This is a genomic window from Streptomyces mayonensis (assembly GCF_018982965.1).
GTDB lineage: Bacteria > Actinomycetota > Actinomycetes > Streptomycetales > Streptomycetaceae > Streptomyces > Streptomyces mayonensis.
In genome coordinates, this window is sequence record NZ_JACBYP010000048.1 from 32,910 (window position 1) to 57,443 (window position 24,534).

At 71.8% G+C, this 24,534-nt stretch carries 22 protein-coding genes and 1 pseudogene; 12 read left to right on the top strand and 11 right to left on the bottom strand.

The window, feature by feature from the left end; all coding sequences use genetic code 11:
- Positions 1–19 precede the first annotated feature (19 nt).
- The 6 genes from HZS56_RS19500 to HZS56_RS19525 all read left to right on the top strand — a co-directional run bounded on the left by HZS56_RS19500 (position 20) and on the right by HZS56_RS19525 (position 6,809).
- The gene (locus HZS56_RS19500; protein ID WP_216721998.1) at positions 20–1,198 is read left to right on the top strand and encodes a cytochrome P450; all 1,179 of its coding nucleotides are present in this window, start codon (positions 20–22) and stop codon (positions 1,196–1,198) included.
- 117 nt (positions 1,199–1,315) lie between these two features.
- Positions 1,316–2,599 carry an activator-dependent family glycosyltransferase gene (locus HZS56_RS19505; RefSeq protein WP_216721999.1) on the top strand — a complete coding sequence of 428 codons (1,284 nt, stop codon included), beginning with the start codon at positions 1,316–1,318 and terminating at the stop codon, positions 2,597–2,599.
- Entirely contained in the window at positions 2,596–4,047 is a 1,452-nt protein-coding gene (locus tag HZS56_RS19510) for an NDP-hexose 2,3-dehydratase family protein (protein ID WP_216722000.1), read from the top strand. The genes HZS56_RS19505 and HZS56_RS19510 overlap by 4 nt, the downstream gene beginning before the upstream one ends.
- 57 nt (positions 4,048–4,104) lie before the next feature.
- Positions 4,105–5,082: a thiamine pyrophosphate-dependent dehydrogenase E1 component subunit alpha gene (locus tag HZS56_RS19515; RefSeq protein WP_216722001.1), complete on the top strand. Its 978-nt coding sequence runs from the start codon at positions 4,105–4,107 to the stop codon at positions 5,080–5,082.
- Between the two features lie 31 nt (positions 5,083–5,113).
- Positions 5,114–6,151 carry an alpha-ketoacid dehydrogenase subunit beta gene (locus HZS56_RS19520; RefSeq protein ID WP_216722002.1) on the top strand — a complete coding sequence of 346 codons (1,038 nt, stop codon included), beginning with the start codon at positions 5,114–5,116 and terminating at the stop codon, positions 6,149–6,151.
- A gap of 46 nt (positions 6,152–6,197) precedes the next feature.
- On the top strand, positions 6,198–6,809 hold the full coding sequence (locus HZS56_RS19525) for a dTDP-4-dehydrorhamnose 3,5-epimerase family protein (RefSeq protein WP_216722003.1): 612 nt from the start codon (positions 6,198–6,200) through the stop codon (positions 6,807–6,809).
- A 157-nt stretch (positions 6,810–6,966) separates the two neighbouring features.
- Here HZS56_RS19525 and fusA read toward each other — a convergent pair whose 3' ends face one another.
- Entirely contained in the window at positions 6,967–9,087 is a 2,121-nt protein-coding gene (gene fusA / locus HZS56_RS19530) for an elongation factor G (protein ID WP_216722004.1), read from the bottom strand.
- A 62-nt stretch (positions 9,088–9,149) separates the two neighbouring features.
- Positions 9,150–10,589, bottom strand: a complete 1,440-nt coding sequence (locus HZS56_RS19535) for a DHA2 family efflux MFS transporter permease subunit (protein WP_216722005.1) — start codon at positions 10,587–10,589, stop codon at positions 9,150–9,152.
- Between the two features lie 105 nt (positions 10,590–10,694).
- Between HZS56_RS19535 and HZS56_RS19540 the strand changes: the two genes are divergently transcribed.
- Positions 10,695–11,186 carry an FBP domain-containing protein gene (locus tag HZS56_RS19540; protein ID WP_216722006.1) on the top strand — a complete coding sequence of 164 codons (492 nt, stop codon included), beginning with the start codon at positions 10,695–10,697 and terminating at the stop codon, positions 11,184–11,186.
- A 46-nt stretch (positions 11,187–11,232) separates the two neighbouring features.
- Here the strand turns inward: HZS56_RS19540 and HZS56_RS38925 are convergent, their stop codons facing one another.
- Both HZS56_RS38925 and HZS56_RS19550 read right to left on the bottom strand, forming a co-directional pair.
- The gene (locus tag HZS56_RS38925; protein WP_216722007.1) at positions 11,233–11,934 is read right to left on the bottom strand and encodes a MarR family transcriptional regulator; all 702 of its coding nucleotides are present in this window, start codon (positions 11,932–11,934) and stop codon (positions 11,233–11,235) included.
- A 134-nt stretch (positions 11,935–12,068) separates the two neighbouring features.
- On the bottom strand, positions 12,069–13,211 hold the full coding sequence (locus tag HZS56_RS19550; protein ID WP_216722008.1) for an acyl-CoA dehydrogenase family protein: 1,143 nt from the start codon (positions 13,209–13,211) through the stop codon (positions 12,069–12,071).
- Between the two features lie 195 nt (positions 13,212–13,406).
- Between HZS56_RS19550 and HZS56_RS19555 the strand changes: the two genes are divergently transcribed.
- Positions 13,407–14,003, top strand: coding sequence for a TetR family transcriptional regulator (locus HZS56_RS19555; protein ID WP_253914511.1), 597 nt, complete (start codon positions 13,407–13,409; stop codon positions 14,001–14,003).
- 67 nt (positions 14,004–14,070) lie between these two features.
- On the opposite strand, the pseudogene HZS56_RS38320 reads toward HZS56_RS19555, so the two are convergent.
- The 3 genes and pseudogenes from HZS56_RS38320 to HZS56_RS19570 form a co-directional block, all read right to left on the bottom strand.
- Positions 14,071–14,661: pseudogene (locus tag HZS56_RS38320) on the bottom strand (HAD family hydrolase); the annotation flags it as partial.
- Positions 14,662–14,837: 176 nt separating this feature from the next.
- On the bottom strand, positions 14,838–15,158 hold the full coding sequence (locus tag HZS56_RS19565) for a LysR family transcriptional regulator (protein WP_216722009.1): 321 nt from the start codon (positions 15,156–15,158) through the stop codon (positions 14,838–14,840).
- Positions 15,159–15,199: 41 nt separating this feature from the next.
- A complete protein-coding gene (locus HZS56_RS19570) occupies positions 15,200–16,252 on the bottom strand; it encodes a ScbA/BarX family gamma-butyrolactone biosynthesis protein (RefSeq protein WP_308408104.1) in 1,053 nt (350 codons plus the stop codon).
- A gap of 80 nt (positions 16,253–16,332) precedes the next feature.
- On the opposite strand from HZS56_RS19570, the gene HZS56_RS19575 reads away from it, so the two are divergent.
- From HZS56_RS19575 to HZS56_RS19585, 3 genes are all read left to right on the top strand, one after another.
- Positions 16,333–16,965, top strand: coding sequence for a ScbR family autoregulator-binding transcription factor (locus HZS56_RS19575; RefSeq protein WP_216722011.1), 633 nt, complete (start codon positions 16,333–16,335; stop codon positions 16,963–16,965).
- Between the two features lie 61 nt (positions 16,966–17,026).
- Positions 17,027–17,488 carry a GNAT family N-acetyltransferase gene (locus tag HZS56_RS19580; RefSeq protein WP_216722012.1) on the top strand — a complete coding sequence of 154 codons (462 nt, stop codon included), beginning with the start codon at positions 17,027–17,029 and terminating at the stop codon, positions 17,486–17,488.
- Positions 17,489–17,657: 169 nt separating this feature from the next.
- Positions 17,658–18,056: an ATP-binding protein gene (locus HZS56_RS19585; RefSeq protein WP_216722013.1), complete on the top strand. Its 399-nt coding sequence runs from the start codon at positions 17,658–17,660 to the stop codon at positions 18,054–18,056.
- A 138-nt stretch (positions 18,057–18,194) separates the two neighbouring features.
- Here HZS56_RS19585 and HZS56_RS19590 read toward each other — a convergent pair whose 3' ends face one another.
- Both HZS56_RS19590 and HZS56_RS19595 read right to left on the bottom strand, forming a co-directional pair.
- On the bottom strand, positions 18,195–19,250 hold the full coding sequence (locus HZS56_RS19590) for a DUF2637 domain-containing protein (protein WP_216722014.1): 1,056 nt from the start codon (positions 19,248–19,250) through the stop codon (positions 18,195–18,197).
- A gap of 336 nt (positions 19,251–19,586) precedes the next feature.
- Positions 19,587–20,432: a (2Fe-2S)-binding protein gene (locus HZS56_RS19595; protein ID WP_216722015.1), complete on the bottom strand. Its 846-nt coding sequence runs from the start codon at positions 20,430–20,432 to the stop codon at positions 19,587–19,589.
- A 261-nt stretch (positions 20,433–20,693) separates the two neighbouring features.
- Between HZS56_RS19595 and HZS56_RS19600 the strand changes: the two genes are divergently transcribed.
- Positions 20,694–21,485 (top strand): GntR family transcriptional regulator, encoded by a 792-nt coding sequence (locus HZS56_RS19600; protein ID WP_216722022.1) that lies wholly within the window; start codon positions 20,694–20,696, stop codon positions 21,483–21,485.
- Between the two features lie 69 nt (positions 21,486–21,554).
- Here HZS56_RS19600 and secD read toward each other — a convergent pair whose 3' ends face one another.
- Together secD and HZS56_RS19610 are read right to left on the bottom strand one after the other, a co-directional pair.
- Entirely contained in the window at positions 21,555–24,014 is a 2,460-nt protein-coding gene (secD, locus tag HZS56_RS19605; RefSeq protein ID WP_216722016.1) for a protein translocase subunit SecD, read from the bottom strand.
- A 94-nt stretch (positions 24,015–24,108) separates the two neighbouring features.
- Positions 24,109–24,534 (bottom strand): hypothetical protein (locus HZS56_RS19610; protein WP_374201183.1); only part of this gene is annotated, 426 nt, incomplete at its 5' end.

Genomic DNA, 24,534 nt, shown 5'->3' on the forward strand with positions numbered 1-24,534 from the left:
GCCAGGAAGGATTCCGAGCGTGTCGAACACAGACCGGGGCCTGGGGCGCCGGCGGCAACTGCAGCAGGGCCTCGTGTGGCTGGCGGCGGCACAGGGTGACGACTACGCCGCCCTGCTGAGAGGACTCGACACCGACCCCCGCGACCACTGGAGTGCGCTGCGGGAGCGCCCGCTGTCCCGCAGCGCCACCGGCGACTGGGTCACCGCCCGGCACTCCGTCGCGTGCGTGGCGGGATCGGAACCCGCGCTGCGCGAGCACGCGCTGCTGGACGAGCCCGGTGCGTTCGCCGACGAGGTGCGGCCCGGCGACGCACCGGCCTGGGAGGACCATGCCCCGGCAGCGTGGAAACGTGCCGTGGAGCGGGCGTTCCGTGACCGCGCTGAGGCCGACCTGGTCGCTGTCGCCCGTGACGCGGCCGTCGGTACCCTGGCACGGGCCTGGTGCCTCGACCAGACCGCCGAACGCGCCCTGCGGACCGCGCTGCCACAGACCCGGGGCGCACTCGACGCGCCGTTCTACCCGCAGAGCCTCGCCCGCACCCGGCAGATCGCGGGCGGCCTGGCCGCGGTCCGTGCGATCGTCCCCGACCGTCTCTCCAACGACCTGGTCACCGCCGTGGCCGGGACGTCGGCCGCGGCGGACCTGGTGACCAACGCGGTCGCCCGGTACTTCGCCCACCGGGACGGCCCCGCAGCTCTGTGGGACCTCCTGGCGACGCGCCCCGGGCAGGCCGAGCGGGTGGTGCGCGAGACACTGCGCCTGGCCCCACCGCTCCGACTGGGGGCGGCCACCGCCACGGCCTCCTGCCGGCTGGCGGGAGAGCACATCGCCGCGGGGGAGCGGGTCGTGACGGTCGTCGGCGCGGCCAACCGCGACCCCGACGTGTTCACCGACCCCGACCGCTTCGACCCGGACCGCCACGAACCCGGCCGTGCCGGTGAGCAGCCGCCGGCCGTCCTGGTGCCCGGCACCGCACGGGCATCGGTGCTCCCCTTCGCCGTGGCCTGTGCCGTGGAAGGGCTGCTCACCCTCGCTGCCCACCGCCCGCGCCGGGCCGGCGCAGGGTTGCCGGTCCGCCACACCGCCGCCCCGGTGTCCCCCTCCCTGTCCGCCTGCGCCGTCGTCGTGGCCCAGGGGCGTCGTCCGGGCCGGGTCCCACGGCCCGGGCAGGATCCGGACGGCACCTCCACGTCCTGACGCCGCCAGGCCCGGCGCCCGCCCGGAGCAGGACCGTGCCCCGCGGGCCCCTCCCGGCGCCGTCCACCGAATCCGGCCTGTTCCGTCGGACAGGTCCTCAGCCAGGAAGTACCCAGCGTGAAGATTCTGTTCGTCAGCATGCCGCACCCGACGCACTTCCATCCGATGCTGCCGCTTGCCTGGGCACTGCGCGCAGCCGGGCACGAGGTGCGTGTCGCCGGACCTCCCGACCTGACGGAGACCGCCACCGGAAGCGGGATGACCGCGGTGCCGGTCGGGAAGCCGGGCTGGTACCGCGACGACACCTACGAACCCGAGCTGTACGCGCGTTTGATGGGCAACGGCGCGTCCGACTTCCTGGGCACCTTCGACTGGGCGGCGTCCGACGCCCGGTCCTGGAGCTGGGAGGGACTGCTGGGCCTGGAGAAGGTCCTCGTCTCCGCCCTGTACGCCGGGATCAACAACGACCCGCTCCTGGACGAGCTGGTGGCCTACGCCCGCCACTGGCAGCCCGACCTCGTGGTCTGGGAGCAGCTCACCGTCGCCGGGGCCGTGGCCGCCGAACTCCTCGGCGTCCCGCACGCCCGGTTCGTCTACGGCCTGGACTTCATCGGCCGGGCCCGCGAGGCGTTCCTGCGCCGCCACGACGAGCAGCCCGCAGAGCACCGCGAGGACCCCACGCGCGAGTGGCTGGAGGAGACCGTGCGCCGGTTCGGCGGCACCTGGACCGAGCGGCTGCGCACCGGCGGTTTCACCATCGACACGTCGCTGCCCAGCACCCGCCTGGACACCACCGGCCCCGTCGAGAGCCTGCGGTACATCCCCTACAACGGCCCCTCCGTCGTCCCCGACTGGCTGCGGGAACCCGCTGGACGCAGGCGGGTGTGCCTCACGCTGGGCCTCTCCAACGAGATCGAGAACACCAGCACCACGGTCGCCGACATCGTGGCCGGGCTGGCCGACCTGGACGTGGAAGTCGTCGCCACCCTGCACGCCGACGACGCGGCCGGGCTCGGCCGGCTTCCGGACAACGTTCGCCTGGTGGACTTCGTACCACTGCACGACCTGCTGCCCACCTGCGCCGCCGTGGTGCACCACGGCGGCATCGGCTCGCGTCTGACCGCCGTCCACCACGCGGTGCCCCAGCTGGTGCTGGGGCACGGCTACGACACCATGATGATCGCCCGGCGCCAGGAGGAGCTGGAGGCGGGGCTGGCCCTGCCCGCCGACAGCGCGACCGCCGACGCCGTCCGCGACCATGTCACCCGGCTCCTGGACGAGCCCCGTTTCGCCGCCGGTGCGGCCGGAATGCGGGACGAGCTGTTGGCCCAGCCCTCTCCCGCCGACCTGGTCGCGTCCCTGGAACACCTGGTCGGCGAGCGGGCGGGGGCAGTGCGATGACGGTGCCCGCCGCGAGCCGCACGGCGTTCCCGGACGAGCGGCTGAGCCGGCGCCTGTCCCGCTCCGCCGCCCTCACCGACGGGGTGACGGCGCTCTCCGACTACCACCGGTGGTTCGCCGCATGCGCCCGGCGTTCCGCCACCGAGGTGGAGCCCGTTCCGCTCGACGAACTGGCCGGCTGGCGCCGCGAGCCGGGCACCGGCAACCTCGTGCACGACAGCGGGCTCTTCTTCTCCGTCGAGGGCATCACCGTCGAGCGGCCGGGCGCCGCCGTCCCCCGGTGGAGCCAGCCGGTCATCAACCAGCCGGAGACCGGCATCCTCGGGCTGCTGATGACCGAGTTCGACGGAGTCGCCCACTTCCTGATGCAGGCGAAGACGGAACCCGGCAACCACAACGGGCTCCAGCTGTCGCCCACGGTGCAGGCCACCCGCAGCAACTACACCGGCGCCCACCGGGGCCGGCCGGTCCCCTACGTCGAGTACTTCCGTGACGCCTCGCGGCACACGGTCGTCGCCGACGTACGCCAGTCCGAACAGGGCGCCTGGTTCTACCGCAAACGCAACCGCAACATGATCGTCGAGGTCGGCGAACCCGTCGAGGTACGGGAGGGCTTTTGCTGGCTGACGCTGGGCCAGATCCACCGGCTGCTCGCCCTGGACGACATGGTGAACATGGACTCCCGCACCGTGCTGTCCTGTCTGCCCCTCACCGGTGCGGGCCTCGAGGACGCCGCGCCCCCGGCGGCCGACGCGTTCCGGACCGCGCTGCTCAGATCCTGCGGGAGCGGGGCCGACGAGGGTGTGCACTCCGTGGGGGAGATCCTCCACTGGATCAACGAGGCCCGCAGCACCACGGAACTCCGCGTCCGGCCGACGCCGTTGAACCAGATCACCGGGTGGCACACGACGGGCGGCCGGATCAGCCACGACAGCGGCCTCTTCTTCGACGTCATGGGCGTACGGGTGCGTGCCCGGGGCCGCGAGGTGGACCAGTGGACCCAGCCCCTGGTCGCCGCCGGACGGACCGGCGTGATCGCCTTCCTGACCCGCCCGATCGACGGCGTCCTGCACGTCCTGATGCGGGCCAAGGCCGAACCCGGCCACAACGACGTCGTCGAGCTGGCACCCACGGTGCAGTGCACCCCGCAGAACTACGCCGCGCTGCCCGCCGCGGCGCGGCCCGCCCTCCTCGACGAGGTACTCGACGCCGACCCCCGGCGCATTCGGTTCGACACCACTCTTTCCGAGGAAGGCGGCCGCTTCTACCACACCCGCAACCGGTACCTGGTCGTCGAGGCGGACGACAGCGTTCCCGACGACCACCCCGACTTCCGCTGGGTGACCCTGCGGCAGCTCACGGACCTGCTGCGCCACAGCTACTACCTCAACGTGGAAGCCCGCACCCTCGTCACCTGTCTGCGCAGCCTGTTGACCGCGCCGCAGTGACAGAAACGCCGCAGTGACAGAAACGCAGTGACAGAAACACAGCGAAAGGACTCGAAGATGGCGTCCACCCGTGCCCGGCTGATCCGGGACATGGTGCGCATCCGCACCGTGGAGGAGGTCCTCGCCGACCACTACCGCGACGAGCAGGAGATGCGCACCCCGACGCACTTCTCCATCGGACAGGAGGCGACCGCGGTGGGGGTGTGCTCGGCCACCACCGTCGAGGACTGGGTGTACTCGGGGCACCGCTCGCACGCCCCCTACCTCGCCAAGGGCGGCGACCTCGAGGCGTTGGTGGCCGAGCTCTACGGCAAGGAGGCCGGGTGCGCGCACGGCCGGGGCGGCTCGATGCACATGATTGACCAGTCGGTGGGCTTCGCCGGCTCGGCCGCCATCCTCGGCGAGATGATCTCCGTGGCCGTCGGCAGCGCCTGGGCCTTCGTCCGCGCCGGTGAGCAGCGGATCGCGGTCACCTTCTTCGGCGACGGCGCAGCCGACGAGGGCGTGTTCGCCGAGTCCCTGAACTTCGCGGCCGTACACCGGATCCCGGTGGTCTTCGTCTGCGAGAACAACCTGTACTCGATCTCCTCGCCGCTGAGCGTCCGGCATGCCGAGGGCACCTCGGTGCACGGTCGTGCCGCCGCCGCCGGGGTGCGGGCCCGGTCCGTCGACGGCAACGACGTGTTCGCCGTCCACGCCGCAGCACGGGACGCGGTGGAACACGCCCGCCGGGGGACAGGACCGGTCCTGCTCGAACTGGCGACCTACCGGTGGCGGGCGCACGTGGGCCCCGGGACGGACCACGATCACGGCTACCGCTCCAAGGAGGAGATCGACTCCTGGATGGCGGGCTGCCCGATCCTGCGGGCCGCGGACGCGCTGCGCGCGGAGGAACCGGACATCGACGCGGCCGTCGAAGCCTGGCGCGCCGAGTTCCGGCAGGAGATCCACGCGGCGATCGACCGCGCCAAGGCGCTGCCGTTCCCAGACACCGCCCGCCTGCTCGACGGCGCCTATCTGCCCGCGGCCCACTGAACCCGCACGTCCAGGAAAGAGGAGACCGGAATTGCGCACCCTGACCTACTGGCAGGCCATCAGCGAAGGCACCGTGCAGTGCATGGAACGCGACGAGAGGATCTTTGTCGCCGGTGAGGGCGTCGACGACGTGAGCGGCAGTTTCGGCACGACGAAGGAGGCCTTCGACCGGTTCGGCCGGCGCCGGGTGATCGACATGCCCAATGCGGAGAACGCCACGGCCGGCTTCGCCGTCGGTGCCGCCGCCGCGGGCGCGCGCCCCCTCGTGGTGCACGTGCGCGCGGACTTCCTGTTCCTCGCCATGGACCCGCTCGTGAACATGACTGCCAAGTGGCGCTACACCTACGGCGGCGACAAGGGCGGCGTCCCGGTGGTGACCCGCGGCGTCGTCGGCCGGGGCTGGGGACAGGGGTCCACCCACTCGCAGAGCCCACACGCGACGTTCGCGCACTACGCGGGACTGCACGTGGCGACCCCCGCCACCCCGGCCGACGCCAAAGGCCTGCTGGTGCAGGCCCTGACCGGGGACACCCCCGTCGTGCTGATCGAGAACCGCAACCTGTACCAGCTCACCGGAGAGGTGCCCGTGGAGCCGGTGCCGACCCCGTTCGGTGTCGGCCGCATAGCCCGTCCGGGCAGCGATGTCACGGTCGTCGCGGCGTCGTTGATGGTGCACGAGGCGGAGCGCGCGGCCGAACAGCTCGCCGAGCGCGGCATCAGCGCGGAGGTGGTGGACGTACGCAGTCTGCGGCCGCTGGACGAGGGGATCATCTGCGAGTCCGTCGCGAAGACGGGCCGGCTCGTCGTCGCCGACACCAGCTGGGCCCGGTACGGGTTCACCGCCGAGGTGGCCGCGGTCGTCGCCGAGCACGTGCCCCACGCGCTGCGTGCCCCCGTTCGCCGGGTGTCGCTGCCGGACAGCCCGGCGCCCGTGTCCCGCCCGCTGGAGGAGGCCTTCCACCCGGGTGCGAGCACCATCGTGTCCGCCTGCCTCGCGGTGTGCGGAGAGACGGCCGCCGAGCTGCCGCAGCTGGCAGACGTGAGCGCCGGCTTCCAGGGGCCGTTCTGAGTGCCGTCCCGGGACGGGGACGGCGTCACTACATGAGGAGAGACCGGTGCAGGTACGCCAGCTGAAGATCGAGGGCGCCTACGAGTTCACCCCGAAGGTGTTCGGGGACACTCGTGGTGTCTTCCTGTCGCCCTACCAGGAGGACGTGTTCACCGAGGCCGTGGGACGCCCCCTCTACCCGGTGGCGCAGTCCAGTTACAGCGTCTCGCGACGGGGCGTCGTCCGCGGCATCCACTTCACCGAGATCCCGCCCGGCATGGGCAAGTACGCCTACTGTTCGCGCGGCAAGGCCGTGGACTACATCATCGACACCCGGGTGGGCTCCCCGACCTTCGGCAGGTGGGACTCGGTGGAGCTCGACCCGCGGGACTGCCGGTCGGTACTCATCCCGATCGGTGTCGGGCACCTCTTCGTCGCGCTCGAGGACGACACCACCATCTCCTACCTGCTGTCCACCGGGTACGAACCGCGGCGGGAGCACGCCGTCCACCCGCTGGACCCCGACCTCGCCCTGCCCTTCCCCGAGGGCTTGGAGCTCGTTCTGTCGGACCGGGACCGCGCGGCTCCGACGTTGGCCGAGGCGAGGGAGCTGGGCATCCTTCCCGACTACGCGGAGAGCCTGCGCCTCGACGCGCGGTCGGGCGCGGTGCGCGGCTGACCGCGGGAAAGGCCACAGACACAGGCCGGTGCCGTGGCGGGAGGCCCCCGAGGGGGGGCGCCCCCCGCGCGGGGGGGGGGGGGGGGGGCGCCCCCGCGGCGCCCCCCCCCCCCCCCCGGCGTCCGGCTGCCGGCCGCGGGCTGCTCGCCCTCGGCCCCTACTCGCCCTTGGCCTTCGCGACGATCTCCTCCGCGACGTTCCGCGGCACCTCGGCGTAGGAGTCGAACTGCATCGAGTAGCTCGCGCGGCCCGAGGTCCTGCTGCGGAGGTCGCCGACGTAACCGAACATCTCGGACAGCGGCACCAGCGACGTGACGAGCTTGGCACCGTGGCGGTCCTCCATGGCCTGGATCTGACCGCGCCGGGAGTTGATGTCGCCGATCACGTCGCCCATGTAGTCCTCGGGGGTCGTCACCTCGACCTTCATCACGGGTTCCAGCAGGGCCGGGGAGGCCTGCCTGGCGGCCTCCTTGAAGGCCATCGAACCGGCGATCTTGAAGGCCATCTCCGAGGAGTCGACCTCGTGGTAGGCACCGTCGAGGAGCACGACCTTGACGCCGGTGAGCGGGTAGCCGGCCAGCACGCCGAAGCCCATGGCCTCCTGGCAGCCCGCGTCCACGGACGGGATGTACTCGCGGGGCACCCGGCCGCCGGTGACCTTGTTCTCGAACTCGTAGCCTTCCCCGGCGAGTGGTTCGAGCGCGATCTGCACCTTGGCGAACTGGCCGGAGCCGCCCGTCTGCTTCTTGTGTGTGAAGTCGAGCCTCTCGACCTTCCTGCGGATCGTCTCGCGGTAGGCGACCTGGGGCCTGCCGACGTTGGCCTCGACCTTGAACTCCCGGCGCATACGGTCGACGAGGACGTCTAGGTGGAGTTCGCCCATGCCGGCGATGATCGTCTGGCCGGTCTCCTCGTCGGTCTTGACGCGGAAGGAGGGGTCCTCCTCGGCCAGGCGCTGGATCGCGACGCCCAGCTTCTCCTGGTCGCCCTTGGACCTGGGCTCGATCGCGACCTCGATGACCGGCGCCGGGAAGTCCATGGACTCCAGGATCACCGGGCTCCTGTCGTCGCACAGCGTCTCACCGGTGGTGGTCTGCTTCAGGCCCATGACGGCGACGATGTCGCCGGCGCCCACCGAGTCGATCTCCGTACGCTTGTTGGCGTGCATCCGGTAGATCTTGCCGATGCGCTCCTTCCTGCCCTTCACCGAGTTCAGCACGGCGGTGCCGGCGTCCAGCCGGCCCGAGTACACGCGTACGAAGGTGAGCTTGCCGAGGTGCGGGTCGCTCGCGATCTTGAAGGCGAGTGCGGAGAGCGGCTCCTCGTCGTCGGGCCTGCGCGTCACGGCCTGCTCGGGGTCGCTCACCGAGTGGCCTTCGATGGCCTCGACGTCGAGTGGGGAGGGGAGGTAGCGCACGACCGCGTCGAGCAGCGGCTGGACGCCCTTGTTCTTGAACGCGGTGCCGCAGAACACCGGGGTGACCGTGGTGCCGCTGGACTTGCCGGAGGCCAGGGTGACACGGCGGATCGCGGCGTACAGCTGCTCCTCGGTGGGCTCCTGGCCCTCCAGGAACAGCTCCATGATCTCCTCGTCGTTCTCCGCGACGGCCTCGACCAGCCTGCCGCGCCACTCCTCGGCGGCCTCGGCATGGCTGTCCGGAACGGCGACGGTCTCGTAGGCCTCGCCCTTGGCCGCTTCGGCGGACCAGACCAGGGCCTTCATCGTCACGAGGTCGACGACGCCTTCGAAGTCGGCCTCCGCGCCGATCGGAAGCTGCATGACCAGCGGCTGGGCACCCAGACGGTCGCGGATCATGTCGACGCACCGGTGGAACTCGGCGCCGGTGCGGTCGAGCTTGTTGACGAAGCAGATGCGCGGGACGCTGTAGCGGTCGGCCTGCCGCCACACCGTCTCGGACTGCGGCTCGACACCGGCGACACCGTCGAAAACCGCCACGGCACCGTCGAGCACCCGCAGGTTGCGCTCGACCTCGACGGTGAAGTCGACGTGTCCCGGGGTGTCGATGATGTTGATCGTGTGGTCGACGTCGTCGAGCGGCCAGTGACAGGTGGTGGCGGCGGACGTGATCGTGATGCCGCGCTCCTGTTCCTGCTCCATCCAGTCCATGGTGGCGGCGCCGTCGTGGACCTCACCGATCTTGTAGGACACACCGGTGTAGAACAGGATCCGTTCGGTGGTGGTCGTCTTGCCCGCGTCGATGTGGGCCATGATCCCGATGTTGCGGACCTTGGCCAGGCCGAGCGAAGTGATAGCCATGACTGAGTACTTTCCTGGACGGGGGTGGGCGGGTTTCGAAGGCTCGCACCCGTGCGGCCTGCTCAGGCCTGCTGGGAGCTGCCGCGAGGAAGGAACAGCGCGGGGATCGCGGTGAGGGCCACGAAGACGAGGGCCCACCAGAAGACGGAGCCGAACTCCGCGGCCGTGCCACCCGCCGAGTAGACGTAGTGCTGCAGAAGCAGCGCGACGACCGTGGTGCCCACGGCACCGCCGAGTTGCTGCGAGACCGCGTTGGCCGTGGTCGCGGCCGCCACGCTGGTCGTCGGCAGCGAGTGGTACAGCGTGACCATGACGGGTGCGGCGGCCAGGGCCAGGCCGATGCCCTGGGCGAACAGTGAGGCGAGCAGGAGGACGTTCACCTCGGCGCTGTGGGTCAGGGCGAACGTGCCGAGTCCGGCCCCGACCAGGAGGAGGCCGACGAGGACCAGCGCCCGCGGGTTGCTCTTGGTGTCGATGACCCGGCCGACGAGCAGCACGGCCACCGCCGTTCCGGCTCCCTGAGCCATCATGATCGCTCCGGCGCCCAGAGGACCCTTCCCGCCGGCCTGCTGGAAGAACAACGGGACCAGCACGACGACTCCGTAGAGCCCGAAGTTGTTGAGCAGGGTGATGGAGGTGGAAGCGGTGAAGGCCCGGTCGCGGAAGAGCGAGAAGTCCACGACACCGGGCGTCTCGGAGCGAGCGGCCCGCACTCCGTGCACGACGAGGAGCAAGGCGCCCGCCGCGATCGGCAGGAGCACCGGCGCGCCGGTCGGCGACGTGCCCTTGGCCAGATTGCTGAAGCCGAGGATGGCCGCCGCCAGGCCACCGCCCATGGTGAGCAGGCCGGGAAGGTCGAAACGCCCCGGTGCCTCGCCCTTGGTGTTCGGGATCTTCCGTGCGGACAGGACGATCACGGCGAGGACGATCGGGACGTTCAGGAAGAACGCCCACCGCCAGGAGAACTCCTGGATGAGTGTGCCGCCCAGCACGGGGCCCAGCACCGGCGCGAGCAGCAGTGGAACGGACATCATCGTCATCATCCGGCCCATCTGGGCCCGGCCGGCGACCTGGACGACGATGATCCGCATCAGCGGGAAGAGCATGCTGGCGCCGAGACCCTGCACCGCCCGGAAGGTGATGAGGCTGCCCAGGGACCAGGCGGCACCGCACAGCAGCGAGCCCAGCAGGAAGACGGAGAGGGAGGCGATCCAGGTGGTCGTCGCTCCGAAGCGCTGAGCCGCCCACCCGGTGGCCGGGATGACCGAGGACATGGCGAGGAGGTACGCGGTGGACGCCCACTGGGCGTCCGCAAGCGATACGTCGAAGTACCGGGTGAACGAGTGCATGGCGACGCCGACGATCGTGGTGTCCAGCAGAGCGACGAACGCGCCCAGGGCCAGGACGAGCGCGATGCCGACGGACGAGCGATCCGTCGGTGCGGGGGGCGCTTCGGCCGACGCCTCGCTCTCGGTGCTCGTGGTGCTGATCTCCTCGGACATGAGCGTGGCCTCTCCAGTGCAGTGTCGGTACGGCGACCCATAAGCCACAACCTAGGGGTCATTGGTTTTTGCCTACTATACATAGGGCCTGCTAGGGTCCGAATCATGAAGGAATTGACCGACCCGGAAATCCGTTCCTCGTTCGTCAACTGCACGAAGGGCGAGGTCAGTCGACTCACGGTGCCTCGGAATCTGCCCGAACTCCCCTGGGATGACCTGGACTTCCTCGGGTGGCGCGATCCGGCCGCACCGCAGCGCAGCTACATCGTGGCCGGGCACGAGGGTCGGCTCGTGGGCTTCGCCCTCCGTCTGGCCTCCCGTACCGGGAACGCGCAGCACAGTTCCATGTGCTCCATCTGTCTGACGACGCACTCCGCGAGCGGGGTGGCGCTGATGACGGCCCGCAAGGCCCGGCAGAGCGCCCACGGCGACGAGACGGTGGGTCAGTACTTCTGCACCGACCTGGCCTGCTCGTTGTACGTGCGTGGCAAGAAGCGGGCGCAGCCCGGGGGGCGTCTTCAGGAGACCCTCACCGAGGACGAGAAGATCGGGCGCATGCGGGCGCAGCTCGCCGGATTCCTGAACAAGCTCTTCTAGCGCCGGACGGGCGGCGCGTGCCTCGATGGGAGAGCGTGCGTCGACCTCAGGTCCTGGGCCCCGGCACGCCGTTGGCGAGGCCGGCGGTGCCGCGGATGCCCGGTGCGGCGTCCAACGCGTCGGCGAGCGCCATCCGGTAGGCGGGGACCGCGGCCTCGTACAGGTCGCGTCCCCGCTCGGTTATTCGGCTGTGCACCATGCGCCGGTCGCCGGTGCTCGGCATGCGCACGGCAAGCTCGTCCCGGACCAGGCGGTCCACCACCCGGGACGTGGACGACGGGCTGAGGTGGATCTCCTGCGCGAGCTCCGCCACCCGCAACTGCTCCCGGCTGAGCGCAAGTTGCTCCAGGGCGAGGTACGTCGAAGGGGAGAGTCCGAGTCGGCCGAGCTCGCGTGTCAGCGCTCGCTCGAAGTGACACCTCAGCTCCTCCATGCACTGCCACCACATCAGCTCGTCCTCGGTCGCCTCGCGCGGGCCGAGGCGGGCAGATGTCCGTGCGGTGGCCGGCGTGCCCGCCGCGGCGTCACGGCCGCCGGAGGCCGGGGCGCCGAGGGAGGCGCGGACGGTCGGGCGGCGGGACTGGGCGCCGCTCTCTTCGCCCGGGCGGACCGGGCGGTGCGCGGTGAGTGTGGTGGACGGTCCGGGACGTGTCGTCACGCTGATCACCCATTCTTGGTCGATGCCGGCCGGGTAAGGCAGTTCGCGCAGCGGGGTGCCCGGGTCGCCGCGCCAGAGATCCCCGGGCACCTACCGACGAGAGAATCATTCCTTCGCGCAGGTTTCAAATATCATCGGAGATCCCGATAGCGGCGCCCTGTGCGCCTGGACCACGCGGCGTCACCACCTGCCCGGCCTGTGAGGACGGCCCCGCGCCCGCCGGCTCAGCCCGTGGTGCCGCGCGCCGCCACGAACTGGCCGTAGGCGGCCGCGGCGGGCGGTAGCTGGAGAGCTCCGTGCGCCGCGAGAGCGTGCACATCGCGCCAGAACCGCTGCAGCGGCTCTCCGTCGGCCTGGGCCCGGGTCCCGCCGTTGCGGAACAGCCGCTCGACGGCGCCCACGAGCATCTCCACCGCCACGGACGCGTCACGCATGTTGAGGGCCACCGGCAGGTCGTCCAGCGGAGCCTGGTCGGCGCGGTCGGCGGCGCGTCGCAGCAACAGGTGCGCCGCGTCGACCTCTGCGGCGGAACGGGCCAGGACCTGCTGCGCGAGGGCGTCGTCGAGACGGCGTCCGCCACCCGCCGTGACGCGATCGGCGGCCAGTGCGGTCCAGGCGCGCAGCGCGCCGCGCGCCGCGCCGAGCGCGGGTGCCGCGAAGATGAGGGAGGCGACCAGGGTGTAGGGAATGCGGTGGCAGCGCGCCACGCCCTCCCCGGTGCGCCCGGCGGCGAGCGCGTCGCGCAGGACGGTGCGGTGCTCGGGTACGAAGGCGTCGTCCACCGTGACGCTGTGGCTTCCGGTTCCCCGCAGGCCGCTGTTGTGCCAGGTGTCGTGGATCGAGAAGTCGGCGCGGGGTACGGCGAGGATCCGCTGGTGGTGACCGGTGGCGCCGACTTCCGGCGCGGCGAGCAGGATCCAGTGCGCGTGGTCGACGCCACTGGCGAAACCCCACCGCCCGGTCAGCCGGTAGCCCCCGAGTGCCGTGGTCAGTTCCCCGGCCGGCGGCACCACGGCCGCCGCGACGGGAGTGTCCGGGCCCTCGGCCCACAGGTCCGCCTGCCCCTGTCCCGGCAGGTGCGCGGCGAGTCTGCCGTGGGCGGCCTGCAGCGCGGCACACCAGGCGGCGGAGGTGCATTCTTCGCCGACCCGGGCTACGGAGTCGAGTATTTCGGTGAACGTGCCGACGGTGCCGCCGAACTCCGCCGGGACGAAGTGGCGGGCGAAGCCGGCCAGGAGCAGGGCGTCGGCCACGGCCGGATGCAGGGTGCGCGACTGCTCGGACTCCCTCGCGTGGCGCGCGGCCCGGGCGGCGGCGTCCTGGATGCCGCCGGTGCCTGCCGACGGGATCTGGGCGGTGGGGCGCATGGTGGGTTTTCCTCCCCTAGGGGTCAAGTGTCTTATTACGGCACTGTTTACGAGCGGAATTACGGGATTGGCTTGTCACCCGGGTCATCTTTGGGAAAAGATTCAGTTGCGTAGGATTTTTTTGGAAGGGGCGTGCCGGATGAAGGCCTCACCATGGTGAAACAGGACAGAGCACGGCGTACGTACGCACTGGTCTTGGACGCTGCCGCGGCCGAGTTCGCCGCGCAGGGCTTCGCCGCCACCAACCTGCAGGCGGTCGCGCGGCGTACCGGCCTCACGAAGGGCGCGCTCTACGGCCACTTCGCCTCCAAGGCCGAACTGGGCGACGAGCTGACCCGGGAGTTCGAGGAGCGCTGGCAGGCCCTGCTCGCGGCGGCTGCGGGCTCCGGCGCGTCGCCCGTGAGGGTACTCGATCTGCTGCTGCAGCAACTCACCGACCGCGCCCGGCGCGACGTGCGGTTCAGTGCCGGCCTGCGGCTGGTGATCGAGAAGGCCCGGGCCGAGGGCACGGACGTCGTCCAGTTGGAGCAATTGCGGGCGCTCCTGCTGCACTTGGTGATCGTCGCGCAGGACAGCGGCGGTATCGACCCGGGCCACGAGCCCGAGGTGCTCAGCCAACTGCTTCTGGCTGTGCTCCTGGGGCTGCATCAACTGGCCCCCGCGGTACCGCCGGAGCAGGACGGCGAGCGGACGCGGCGCCTGTGGGGAATGCTGCTGCCCGCGATGTGCCCTCCGGTGCCCGGGCAGGGCCGGCCAGCCGCGCCCACCGCTCCCGTTGTGCCAGGCGGTTGAGAACCGGGTCGTCGCCGACCACCACCGGATGGCCGACGGCCCGCAGCAGGTCCGCGTCACTCGCGTGGTCGCCGTAGGCGTGGCACGCACTCGGGTCGGCCCGTCGGTCGCTCATCGTCCGCCGGGCCAGCTCCGCCTTGCGCGGCCCGATCACCGGCGGGCCGACCTCACCGGTCAGTACGCCGTCGTACTCCTCGGCGGCGGTGCACAGAACCGCGTCGGCGTGCAGGGCTTCGGCGATCGGGGCCAGGCACGGCAGAAAGGACCCGGAGACCAGGACGACGAGGTCTCCGGCACGGCGGTGGCCGTGCAGGGCGTCGACAGCGGGCCGGTGGAAGAGGCCTCCGCCGGCCTGCTCGGCCGCGAACCACTCGCGTCCGGCCCGGTACAGTCCGGCGCTGGGGGCACCCCGGAAGTGGCGGAAGAACGCCCGGTTGAGCCGACTGCGCGACGCGCCGGCTGCCTGCTCGCGGAGGTGCTCGTCGCGGACCCGCAGAAAGCGGCGCCGGTCCTCGCCCGTCCGGTCCCAGTAGAAGGCCAGGAAACCGGACATGCTCTTGATGGTTATGAGCGTCTCGTCCACGTCGAAGAACGCGACGGTGCGGGAAGAGGTGCAGGTGTTCATGCAGTCCTTGTGGCCGCCCGATTCGGGCGGCATCGGATCGCAGACGGCACCGGGCGGGTCCGTACGGGAGCCCGGCCCGGAGACGTCCGCCGCTGAGGGAACAGGAAGGGAACAGGACAGGAGGGGGGAGGGCGGGAAAGCCCCGGTGCGAACGGCGGGCGGGGGATGAGGCAGGACGGGAAAGAACGCCCAGGGGGCCGCCGTACGCGCTACACCGCGTGAGGGTGCGCCTCGTGAGTCCGGTGCCGGTCGAGGTGCGCGGGCCGGTCGGCAACGCCCCGGACCTCCCGTCCTGTCGTGTCGACCGCCTGAAGGATGTGGTCCACCCGGCCCTGCAGCAGCGCGCCGGCGGCTGTCAGCTCGATGGGACATCGCCCGCGGCGCAGAAACAGGGAGGTGCCGAGTGAGGACTCCAGGCTCTTGATCTGGCCGGTGACGGTGGACTGGGCGCAGTGCAGCTTCCTGGCCGCCCGGGTGAAGCTCAACTCCTGTGCCACCTCGCGAAAGACGCGCAACTGTTGCAGTTCCATCGGTGCTCCCCCTTGCGTAGTGCAACGATACTGAGCGCTGGTCAGCGGGCCCGCACGGTGCTGTGGGGCCGGTACCCGCAGGTGGCGCGGGCGAGGGTGCGCTCGCCCTGGACGGCCCTCAGGCGGACCGGACGGTCGCCCGGGGCGGCCCCATCGGCCCCTTCGCTCCCCTGGATGGTGATGGGTGCGTCCAGCTCGCCGAAACAGTCGAAGCCGACCTCGCACGTGGTCATCAGACGGGTCCCGGGATCGCCGTACCCGCGCAGGAGTTGGTGCCCCGCCTGGCGGAACGCCTCCACGAGGGCCATGCCGGGGACGTGGTCGCTGGCGTGCTCGAAGTACCCCGGATGTCCGGTGTCCAGGTGCATCTCGTACGTCCCCGGACCCGAGTTGCTCAACAGGACGTTCTCGGGGCGGACCCGGCCCACCTCGGCGGGCGGAAGGAGCGTCCGCAACCGCCGGAACGGTGAGCCGTCCGCCGGGACGGGGTGGCGGTGGCGGAGCGTGTCGTAGAGCTCGTCGCCCACCGCGAGCAGGCGCACCGAGGCCCGTCCGCAGCGCTGCCCGTCGATGTCGAGCGCGATCTCGAAGCGGGCACCGAAGCGCTTGGTGGACTGGCCGGTGTCGGGCGTGAACCGCCCGTCGAGCAGGACCCGCAGCGGCTTGCCGTCCACTCGCATCAGGACCGGGTCCTCGATCTGGAAGTCGAGGTCGCAGAAGATGAAACGGTGGGTCAGCGGCACCTCGTGGAAGCGGTGCGCGGTGTAGATGGCTGCCTGCCGCACGGTTTCGACGAGCAGCACCGGGTCGCTGAACCCCGCCGTGTCCGGCTCGTACAGTGCATGGCTGCGCGGCCACTGCGCGGCTATGAGGACCCGCTCCGTGTCCTCCACCCTGCATCCGTCCGTCAGGAACACTTCGGTCACGGCCGCACGGTGGACCAGAGTGCGTGACACCGTCTGGTCGTAGGTGAGGAGACGGTCCCAGGGCTCCGCTCCCGCTCTGCGGGCAGCTGGAGACGTACTGATCGACATGTTGAACCCCCGTTCTGGTCCCAACGAGCGGGACCACCGATCGACCTGAGAAATATACATTCCCAAAGGTATATTGTGATGGAGAACGTGAGGACGCACTCATCGAATCCGGGGTGCCGACACCACCAAGGAGGCAGTCGGTGCCTGAAACGGACGATGCCGGGGCAGTTCAGCAGGCCGGCGGTCAGCCCAAGCAGGAGCGCGCACGGCGGACCAAGGCCCAGATCCTGCGGGCGGCAGCGGAGATCTTCGCGGAGCACGGGTACGCGGCGGTCACCCTGCAGGACGTCGCCGCCCGTGCCTCGATGACGAAGGGCGCCGTCTACTTCCACTTCGCCAACAAGCAGGTGCTCGCTCTTGCCGTCGTCGAGGAGCACTACCGGCGCTGGCCCCCGCTCCTGGAGCGGGTACGGGCCCTGGGCCTGTCTCCCCTCGAGTCCTTGCTGGCCGTCCTGGACGGCACCGCTGAGGCCTTCCGCCACGACACGGTCGTCCAGGCCGGTGCCCGGCTGCAGATCGAACGCTCCCTGATCGACGCCGACCTGCCTCAGCCGTACGTCTGGTGGCCCGAGGTGCTCGCCGAGTTCATCGCCAGGGCCAGGGACGCCGGACAACTGCGCCCCGAGACCAGTCCGGAGTCCCTGGCCCGGGTTTTCGTCTCCGCCTTCTTCGGTATGCAGCACACCTCGGACGTGCTCACGGGCCGTGCCGACCTGATGGACCGTTACGTCGAGATGCGTGACGCCCTCCTGAAGGGCTTCGTCGTCGGCTGACCCCCGGGTCCGCCCTCTTAGGCGAGGACGGAGGGCGGCTGAGGCTTTGTGGAGGTGCTGAATGACCGTCCTGATCCGGCCCGCCCGGCCCGGGGAAGCGAAACTTCTGACCGAACTGGCGCTGCGTTCCAAGGCCTACTGGGGGTACGACGCCGAGTTCCTCGCGTCCTGCCGCGAGGAACTGACGCTCGCGGACGCGGAACTCGCCGGGCGCCGTACGAGCGTCGCTGAGCGGGACGGCGGTGTCGTGGGCTTCACGACCCTGGAGGGCGAGCCGCCGCAGGGCGTGCTGGGCATGATGTTCGTCGAACCGGACCTGGTCGGGGAGGGGATCGGCCGCCTGCTGTTCACCCATGCCGTCGAGACGGCCCGGACCCTGGGGTTCACCCGGTTCACCATCGACGCGGACCCGAACGCCGAGCCCTTCTACGAGGCCATGGGAGGGGTCCCGGTCAGCCGGGTCCCCTCCGGATCGATCCCCGGCCGGACCCTCACCCAGTTCCTGCGCCGCGTCCCGGGCTGACGCCCCCCTGCTGCCCGTCCTTCCCGTCCTGCCCGAAACGGGCGGCCCGGGAGAATCGAGATGCGTGGCGAGGGCCCGAACGGGCAAGGCTTTCCCCGTGAGGTTGTTCGAAAGGCGGGGACGGTCAGGCACGAACGGGGGAGACGACATCAGCACGTCAACGGGGGACATGAAGGAGCAGGCGGCGCCACAGCTCAGGCAGCTGCTCGGCCGGGCGGACCTGCGGGCGGTGCCCGAGGCCCGGCGGGCCCTGCGGGAACTGCTGCGGCACTGGGGCGGGCCCGGACAGTCGGAGGTCGCGGAGCTGCTCACCAGTGAACTGGTCACCAACGCACTCGTCCACACCGAGGACGGGGCGGTGCTGACCGCGACGGTCGGGCCGCGGGCCCTGCGGGTGGAGGTGCGGGACTTCGCCGGCCGGCCGCCCCGGCCGCGCGCACCGGAACCGGACGAACGGACCAACGGCCGGGGGCTGGTCCTGGTGGAGTCGCTCGCCGACGACTGGGGCGTACGGCCCTGGACGGTGGGCAAGTCGGTCTGGTTCGAACTGGGCACCGAGGCCGCCTGAGGGACCAGGACAGCTGAGGGACACGGCTGAGGGATCAGGCCGCCTGGGGGATAAGAACGGCTGAGGCGCCCGAGTGCCGTGTCTCCGGCAGGTCTCGGGCGCCTCGGGTTACTGCTGCGGGGTGGCTCCCCGGGCTGCTCAGCCGAACTGCTGCTCAAGGTCCTTGAGCTTGCGCTCCAGGGAGTCCAGGCGCGGCAGGGCCTGGGTGTCGTCCTCGGCGGTGAGGTCGACGGTCACCTGGTCAGACCCGCTGCGAACGGGCTGCAGGGAGGGACGCTGGCGTACGGGCAGCTGCTCGGGAGCCGATATGGCAGGCTCCGCGGTGGCGGCGCGTTCGGTGCCCCGCTCCACCTGCTGCACCTCGATCTCCACCTGGCGGCCGCCGCGGCCGGGGAAGCCCCGGTGGCCGTGGCCCCGGCTGATCGCCTTGAGCTGCGCCCGCTCCAGCCGCTCCTGCTCGCGCCGGCGCAGCTTCTTCTCCTCCTTCTGGCGCCGGTCGTCGCGGACCTCCTCGACCGCTTCGTCCAGGCTGCGCACGCCCTCCAGAAGCATCAGCGACCAGGCGCGGTAGGTCTCCCGGGGGGCCCGCAGCCAGCGCACCATGCGGATCTGCGGCAGCGGACGCGGCACCAGGCCCTGTTCGCGCAGGGCGGCCCGCCGGGTCTGCTTCAGGGCCCGGTCGAACAGCACCGCCGCCGACAGGGACATGCCCGCGAAGAAGTGCGGGGCCCCCGCGTGCCCCAGGCCGCGGGGCGCGTGCACCCAGTTGAACCAGGCCGCGGCGAACGCGAAGGTCCACACGAGTATCCGCGAGCCGAGCGCCGCGTCACCGTGGCTGGCCTCGCGCACCGCGAGGACGGAGCAGAACATCGCCGCTCCGTCGAGCCCGAACGGAACCAGGTACTGCCAGCCGCCGCTCAGCCCGAGGTTCTGCTCGCCGAAGCCGACCAGACCGTGGAAGGAGAGTGCCGCGGCGACCGCGGCGCAGCAGAAGAGCAGGACGTAGGAGACGGTGCCGTACAGGGCCTCCTTGCGCCTGCGGCGCTCCTCCATCCGCTCCCACGAGTCGTCCGCGCCCGCGTCCTTCCCCGGGGCACGCTTGCCGCGCGCGAGCACCGCCACCGCCGCCAGCATGCCCAGGAGCAGCACGGCGCCCGGAAGCAGCCAGTTCAGCGATATGTCGGTCAATCTCATCAGGGGTCCCTTGCAGTGGGATAGGGCGTAACGCCCGCCATGGTGGCCCAAACCCAGCGGTCCTCAGGGGGTTTCGGGGCAAGAGGCCGCCAAGGGGGTGCGAGGGGGGACCCAGGGCGGCGTTCTGCTCGAACTGCCGTGTGACGGGCGGGAGTTGGGTTCGAATAAGACTACCCGTACGAGTGGTTCCACGGAAAGTTACCGCGACGCGTGGGGGAGTTGTGAAGGGGTAGTCGCGAAACGGCTTCGGTGATTTCCGGTGATCTCCCGTGATCACCGGATGATCTTAGCCGACGATCTTGGAGGCGGGTGCCTGCACCCGTGCTCGAGCCGTGCTCAACCCGCTGCGGTGAGCAGCTTGTTGACGCGGTCCGCGTCGCAGGTGCGGGGGCAGGTGGCGCAGGTGTCCTCGGGGCGCAGGGTGTAGAACATGCAGCAGCTCGCCCGGTCCCGGGTGTGCAGCGGCTGACCGTCCGGTCCCTTCAGCTCGCGGAAGGCCGCGTCGCCGACGTACGGCCTGGTCGCGCCCGGCAGCAGCAGTTCCAGTTCGCGGCGCGCCCGCTCCTGCTCGCCGAGCAGGTGGGCGACGTACCAGAGGCTCTCGACGACCTCGTCGGTCGCCATGCCCCACAGGGCGCGGCCGCGGCGCCGCATGCGGGGGCCGAATCCGGCCAGTACCGGTTCGAGGTGCTCGGCGACCGAGGCCCGTACCTCCGCCCGCAGTGCCTCCTCGTCGGCGACCACCCGGGCGCCGGGCAGCGCGGCGGCCGGGTCGCCGGGCAGGCAGGCGAAGCCGGCGGGGCGCAGGGCCATGCGGCCGAGGGGGAGGCCGGCGGCGGTGCGGTCGTAGGCGACCTGTGCGGCGGGCAGCCGGGGTACCCGGCGGTGCAGGAACCACGGCACGGTGATCAGCAGGCAGGCCGGCCACGCGTACCGGTGCAGTCCGAAGCTCGCGATCACGTCCGGCCGGGCCCGGCGGCCGTAGTCCCGCAGCACCTGGGCCTCGTCCCACTCGAGGAAGGCGGCCAGCTCCGCCCCGCCCGCGGCGAGCGCATCGGCCGTGACCCAGCCGCCGCCGCGCGGCGCGTCCGCGGCCGGGTCCAGCTCGGTGACTCCCAGCCCGGGCAGGACCTCGGACAGGCGCGCGTAGGCGTCCGTGAGGGCCGAGCGGGCGAGAGACATGCGGGACCACCGATCCACATCAGAACACGGGAAAACACCGACTGCTGGAGGTAAGCCTTACCTTACCCAAGATCCTTCGGATTTGAACTGACGGCCCATGCCCTTATGGTGCTTGACGGACAGGTGACAACCCGCCGCAATGACCGCAAGTACCGACACGTCCCGCAGGAGGACCCCGTGAACCCCAGCGCGCAGGGTGTCGGTGAGACGGTGCGGGTGCCGGTGCAGCCCGCGGCCGCGGATGTGGACCGGGCCGGGCCCCTGAGCCAGGAACGGAACCATGGACAAGGGCAGGGGCGGGGGCCGGGACGGCAGCAGGGACGCGAACAGGGGCAGGGGCAGGGGCGGGTCCGGGCCCGGGACGGCGGTGCGGACGGTGCCGCCCGTGGTGAGCACACGCACAGTGAACCGCCACCGCCCCGTGCGCGCCCGCTCGTCCAGCGTTCCTCCGTGCGCGGGCAGGTCCTCGACGCCCTGCGCAACGCCCTGGCCACCGGCGAGCTGCGGCCCGGCGAGGTCTACTCCGGGCCCGTGCTCGGCGAGCGGTTCGGCGTCTCCGCCACGCCCGTGCGCGAGGCCATGCAGCAACTGGCCCTGGAGGGCGCCGTCGAGGTCGTTCCCAACCGCGGCTTCCGCGTCGTCGAGCGCGGCGAGGGCGAGCTGGCCGAACTGGCCGAGGTCCGCGAGCTGATCGAGGTCCCGGTGTGGCTCCGGCTGGCCCGTACCGTGCCCGCCGAGCGCTGGGCCGAGCTGCGTCCCCTGGCCGAGGCCACCGTCCGGGCCGCCTCCGCGGGCTGCCCCGCCCCGTACGCCGAGGCGGACCGCGCCTTCCACCGCGCGGTGCTCGCGCTGGCCGGGAACGAACAGCTCGTCCGTATCGCGGGGGACCTGCACCGCCGGGCGCAGTGGCCGCCGGCCGGTGCCCCCTCGGTGCGGGGGCGGGCCGATCTGGTCGCCGACGCGCACGAGCACACCGCCCTGCTGGACGCGCTGATCGCCGGCGACCAGGACGTGGTGCGGACCCTGGTGGGGGCGCACTTCCGCTCCCGCTGAGGCCCCCTCGGTCCCCGGCCCGCAGGGCCCGGGGGACCGAGAGCCTTTCGTCCGGGGTTCGGACGGGCCTCAGAGACCCTTCACCGGGGAGGTCTCCGGTCGCTCCGCGCGGCGTGCCGGCACCTGCTTCCCGTCCTTCCGGTCCCTCCCGTCCTTCCGGTCCTTCGTGTCCTTCGCGTTCTTTCCGCCGCCCCGGCCTCCGCGGCGCACGGGGCGTGTCCGGGTGCCCCGGCCGTGCAGCACGATGGCCAGCGGGGAAGCGGTGAACACCGAGGAGGACGTCCCGACGGCCACGCCGATCAGCAGGGCGAGGGCGAAGTCGGTGAGCGAGTCGTCGGCCAGCACGGCCAGCGAGGCGAGGATGAGGACGGCGCCCATGCCCGTGTTGACCGTACGGGGCAGGGTCTGCAGGATCGCGTCGTTGGTGAGCCTGGCGAACGGGGTCTTCCGTTCCCGCCCGAGCAGTTCGCGGACGCGGTCGAAGAGGACCACCGAGTCGTTGACCGAGTAGCCGATCACCGTCAGCAGCGCGGCCAGGAACACCCCGTCGATCGGCTTGCCCAGCCAGGCGAACACGCCGACCAGGATGATCACGTCATGGGCGAGCGCGCTGACGGCCGCCGTCCCGAACAGCAGGCGGAACCGGGCCGCGAGATACAGCAGCTGGGCGCCCAGGGCCAGGCCGAGGGCGATCAGCGCGTCCCGGCGCAGCTCCTCGCCGAGGCTCGGGCCGATCAGCTCGTCGCGGACCTTCTCCGTCTCGCCGCCCAGGCCTTCGACGGTCTCGGTGACGGTCGACGCCTCCGTGTCGGTCAGCTCCTCGGTGCGCACGGTGAGGTCGCTGTCGCCGGAGGACTGCACGACGGCGCGCGGGAAGCCCGCGTCGGCGAGGGCGTCCCGGGCCCGGTCGGGATCGACCTGGTGGGCGGTGGAGTACTCGATGAGCCGGCCGCCGGTGAACTCGATGCCGAAGTTCAGGCCGCGGACCAGGACGCCGGAGCCGGCCACCACGAGGACGACCAGCGAGGCGGCCAGCCAGCGGCGCGGCCGGCGCATCAGGAAGGGGTTGCGGCGCAGCAGCGCGTCACGGACCGGGCCGGTGCTCGAGATGCCGGTGATCCGCGGGCGGCGGTAGACGGCCGGGCGGCCCGCGGCGAAGTCGGCGAGCACCCGGGTGATCACCAGCGCGCTGACCATGGAGGCCAGCACACCGATGCCCAGGGTGACACCGAAGCCCTTCACGGGCCCGGAGGCCAGGAAGAACAGCAGCGCGGCGGCGATCAGGGTGGTGATGTTGGAGTCGGCGATCGCGCTGAAGGCGCTGCGGAATCCCTCGGTCAGCGCGGCACGGGTACTGGGACGGGTGCGGGCCGCCTGCTCCTCGCGCGCCCGTTCGAACACCAGGACGTTGGCGTCCACCGCCATGCCGATCGCGAGTACGAAGCCCGCGAGGCCCGGCAGGGTCAGGGTCGCGCCGACCGCGGCCAGGGCGGCGTAGGAGATCAGGCCGTAGCAGAGCAGGGCCACGGTCGCCAGGGCGCCCATCAGCCGGTAGACGACCATGATGAACAGCGCCGTCAGCGCGGTGCCGATGACGGCGGCCCAGGCGCCGGCCGAGATGGCCTCGTCGCCCAGGGTGGCGCCGATGGTGCGCTGCTCGACGGTCTCGACCGGCACGGGCAGCGCGCCGCCCTTGATCAGCAGCGCCAGTTCACGGGCCTCGGCGTCGTCGAAGGAGCCGGTGATCTGCGTGGAGCCGCCGGAGATGCCCGCCCCGCAGGCCACGGAGGGGTCGACCTGCGGCGAAGAGATGATCTTGTCGTCGAGCACGATGGCGACCCGGCGCTGGGGATCACCGGCCGGGTGACAGGCCGCCTCGCCGGTCACCCCGGCCCAGCGGTCGCTGCCCGCGTCCTTGAAGTCGACGGTGACGTGCCACCCCGAGCCGTTCTGCTGGTCGAAACGGGCGTCGGCGCCCTTGACGTCCTGGCCGGTGAGATCGGCCGCCGCGAGCCTGAGGGACTGCCCGGACTCGTCGGGGAGCACGCGTTCGCCGTCACCGGTCTTCCCGGCGGCTTCACCGGCCTCCTGGTCGGTGCCACCGGCTTCACCTGCCGCGTCACCGGCCTCGTCGGCCGCGCCGAGAACCGGGTGGACGGTGAGCTGCGCGGTGCGGCCCAGTACGTCCGCGGCCTGCTTCGGGTCCTGTACGCCGGGCAGTTCGACGACGACGCGGTTGTCACCGGAGCGGACGATGGTCGGCTCGGCGACCCCGAGCGCGTCGATGCGGCCGCGCAGCACCTCCACGGTGCGGTCGGTGGCCTCGCGGTCGGCCTTCGTGGTGGCGGTGGACTTGGTCTCCAGCACGATCTGGGTGCCGCCGCGCAGGTCGAGCCCGAGACGGATCGGCATGGTCAGGGCGATGGCCACGGACACGGCCAGCACGGCCAGGGCGAGCAGCGCGCGGGCGCGCGAGCCGCCTGACCGGGTACGGGGGCGTGGGCGGGTACGGGGACGTGAACGGTTCAACGGGAGCCTCCGGCGGGCACGCCACGGCGGCGGCCGAGCGCGGCCGCGGCGGGAGAACGGGAGAGGAACGGAAAGCAGGGTGGGGGTCGGACTCTCAGGTGCCGGAGGACCCGGGAGGCGCCCGCCCGCTGTCGTGGCTCGTGCGGCCGGGGGAGATCAGTACCGGTCCCGGAGCCACCCGGGTGCGGGTACGGGCGTCGGGCGTGGTGCCCGTGCGGTGCGCGGCGGCGGCCGCGTGGTGGTCCGGCGCCGTCGGGCGCTCGCCCAGGTGGTCGTGCCGGGCCCTGACCGGGGCGGCGCAGACGGGCGTGCAGCCGTCGTCGGCGTGGAGGTCGAGATCGGGGTGGGGCACGGCCGCCCCGGCGGCGACCGGCACGGCCCCGCCGGGACCGGCCTGCGCACCGGCCGCGGGCCAGGCGGGCACCAGGGCCAGCAGGACGGCGAGCAGGGCGAAGAACGCCGTGGCGGTCGCGGTCGCGGTGACGGAGGCGGGGGCCCTGGCAGGGCGGAGGGCCGGGGG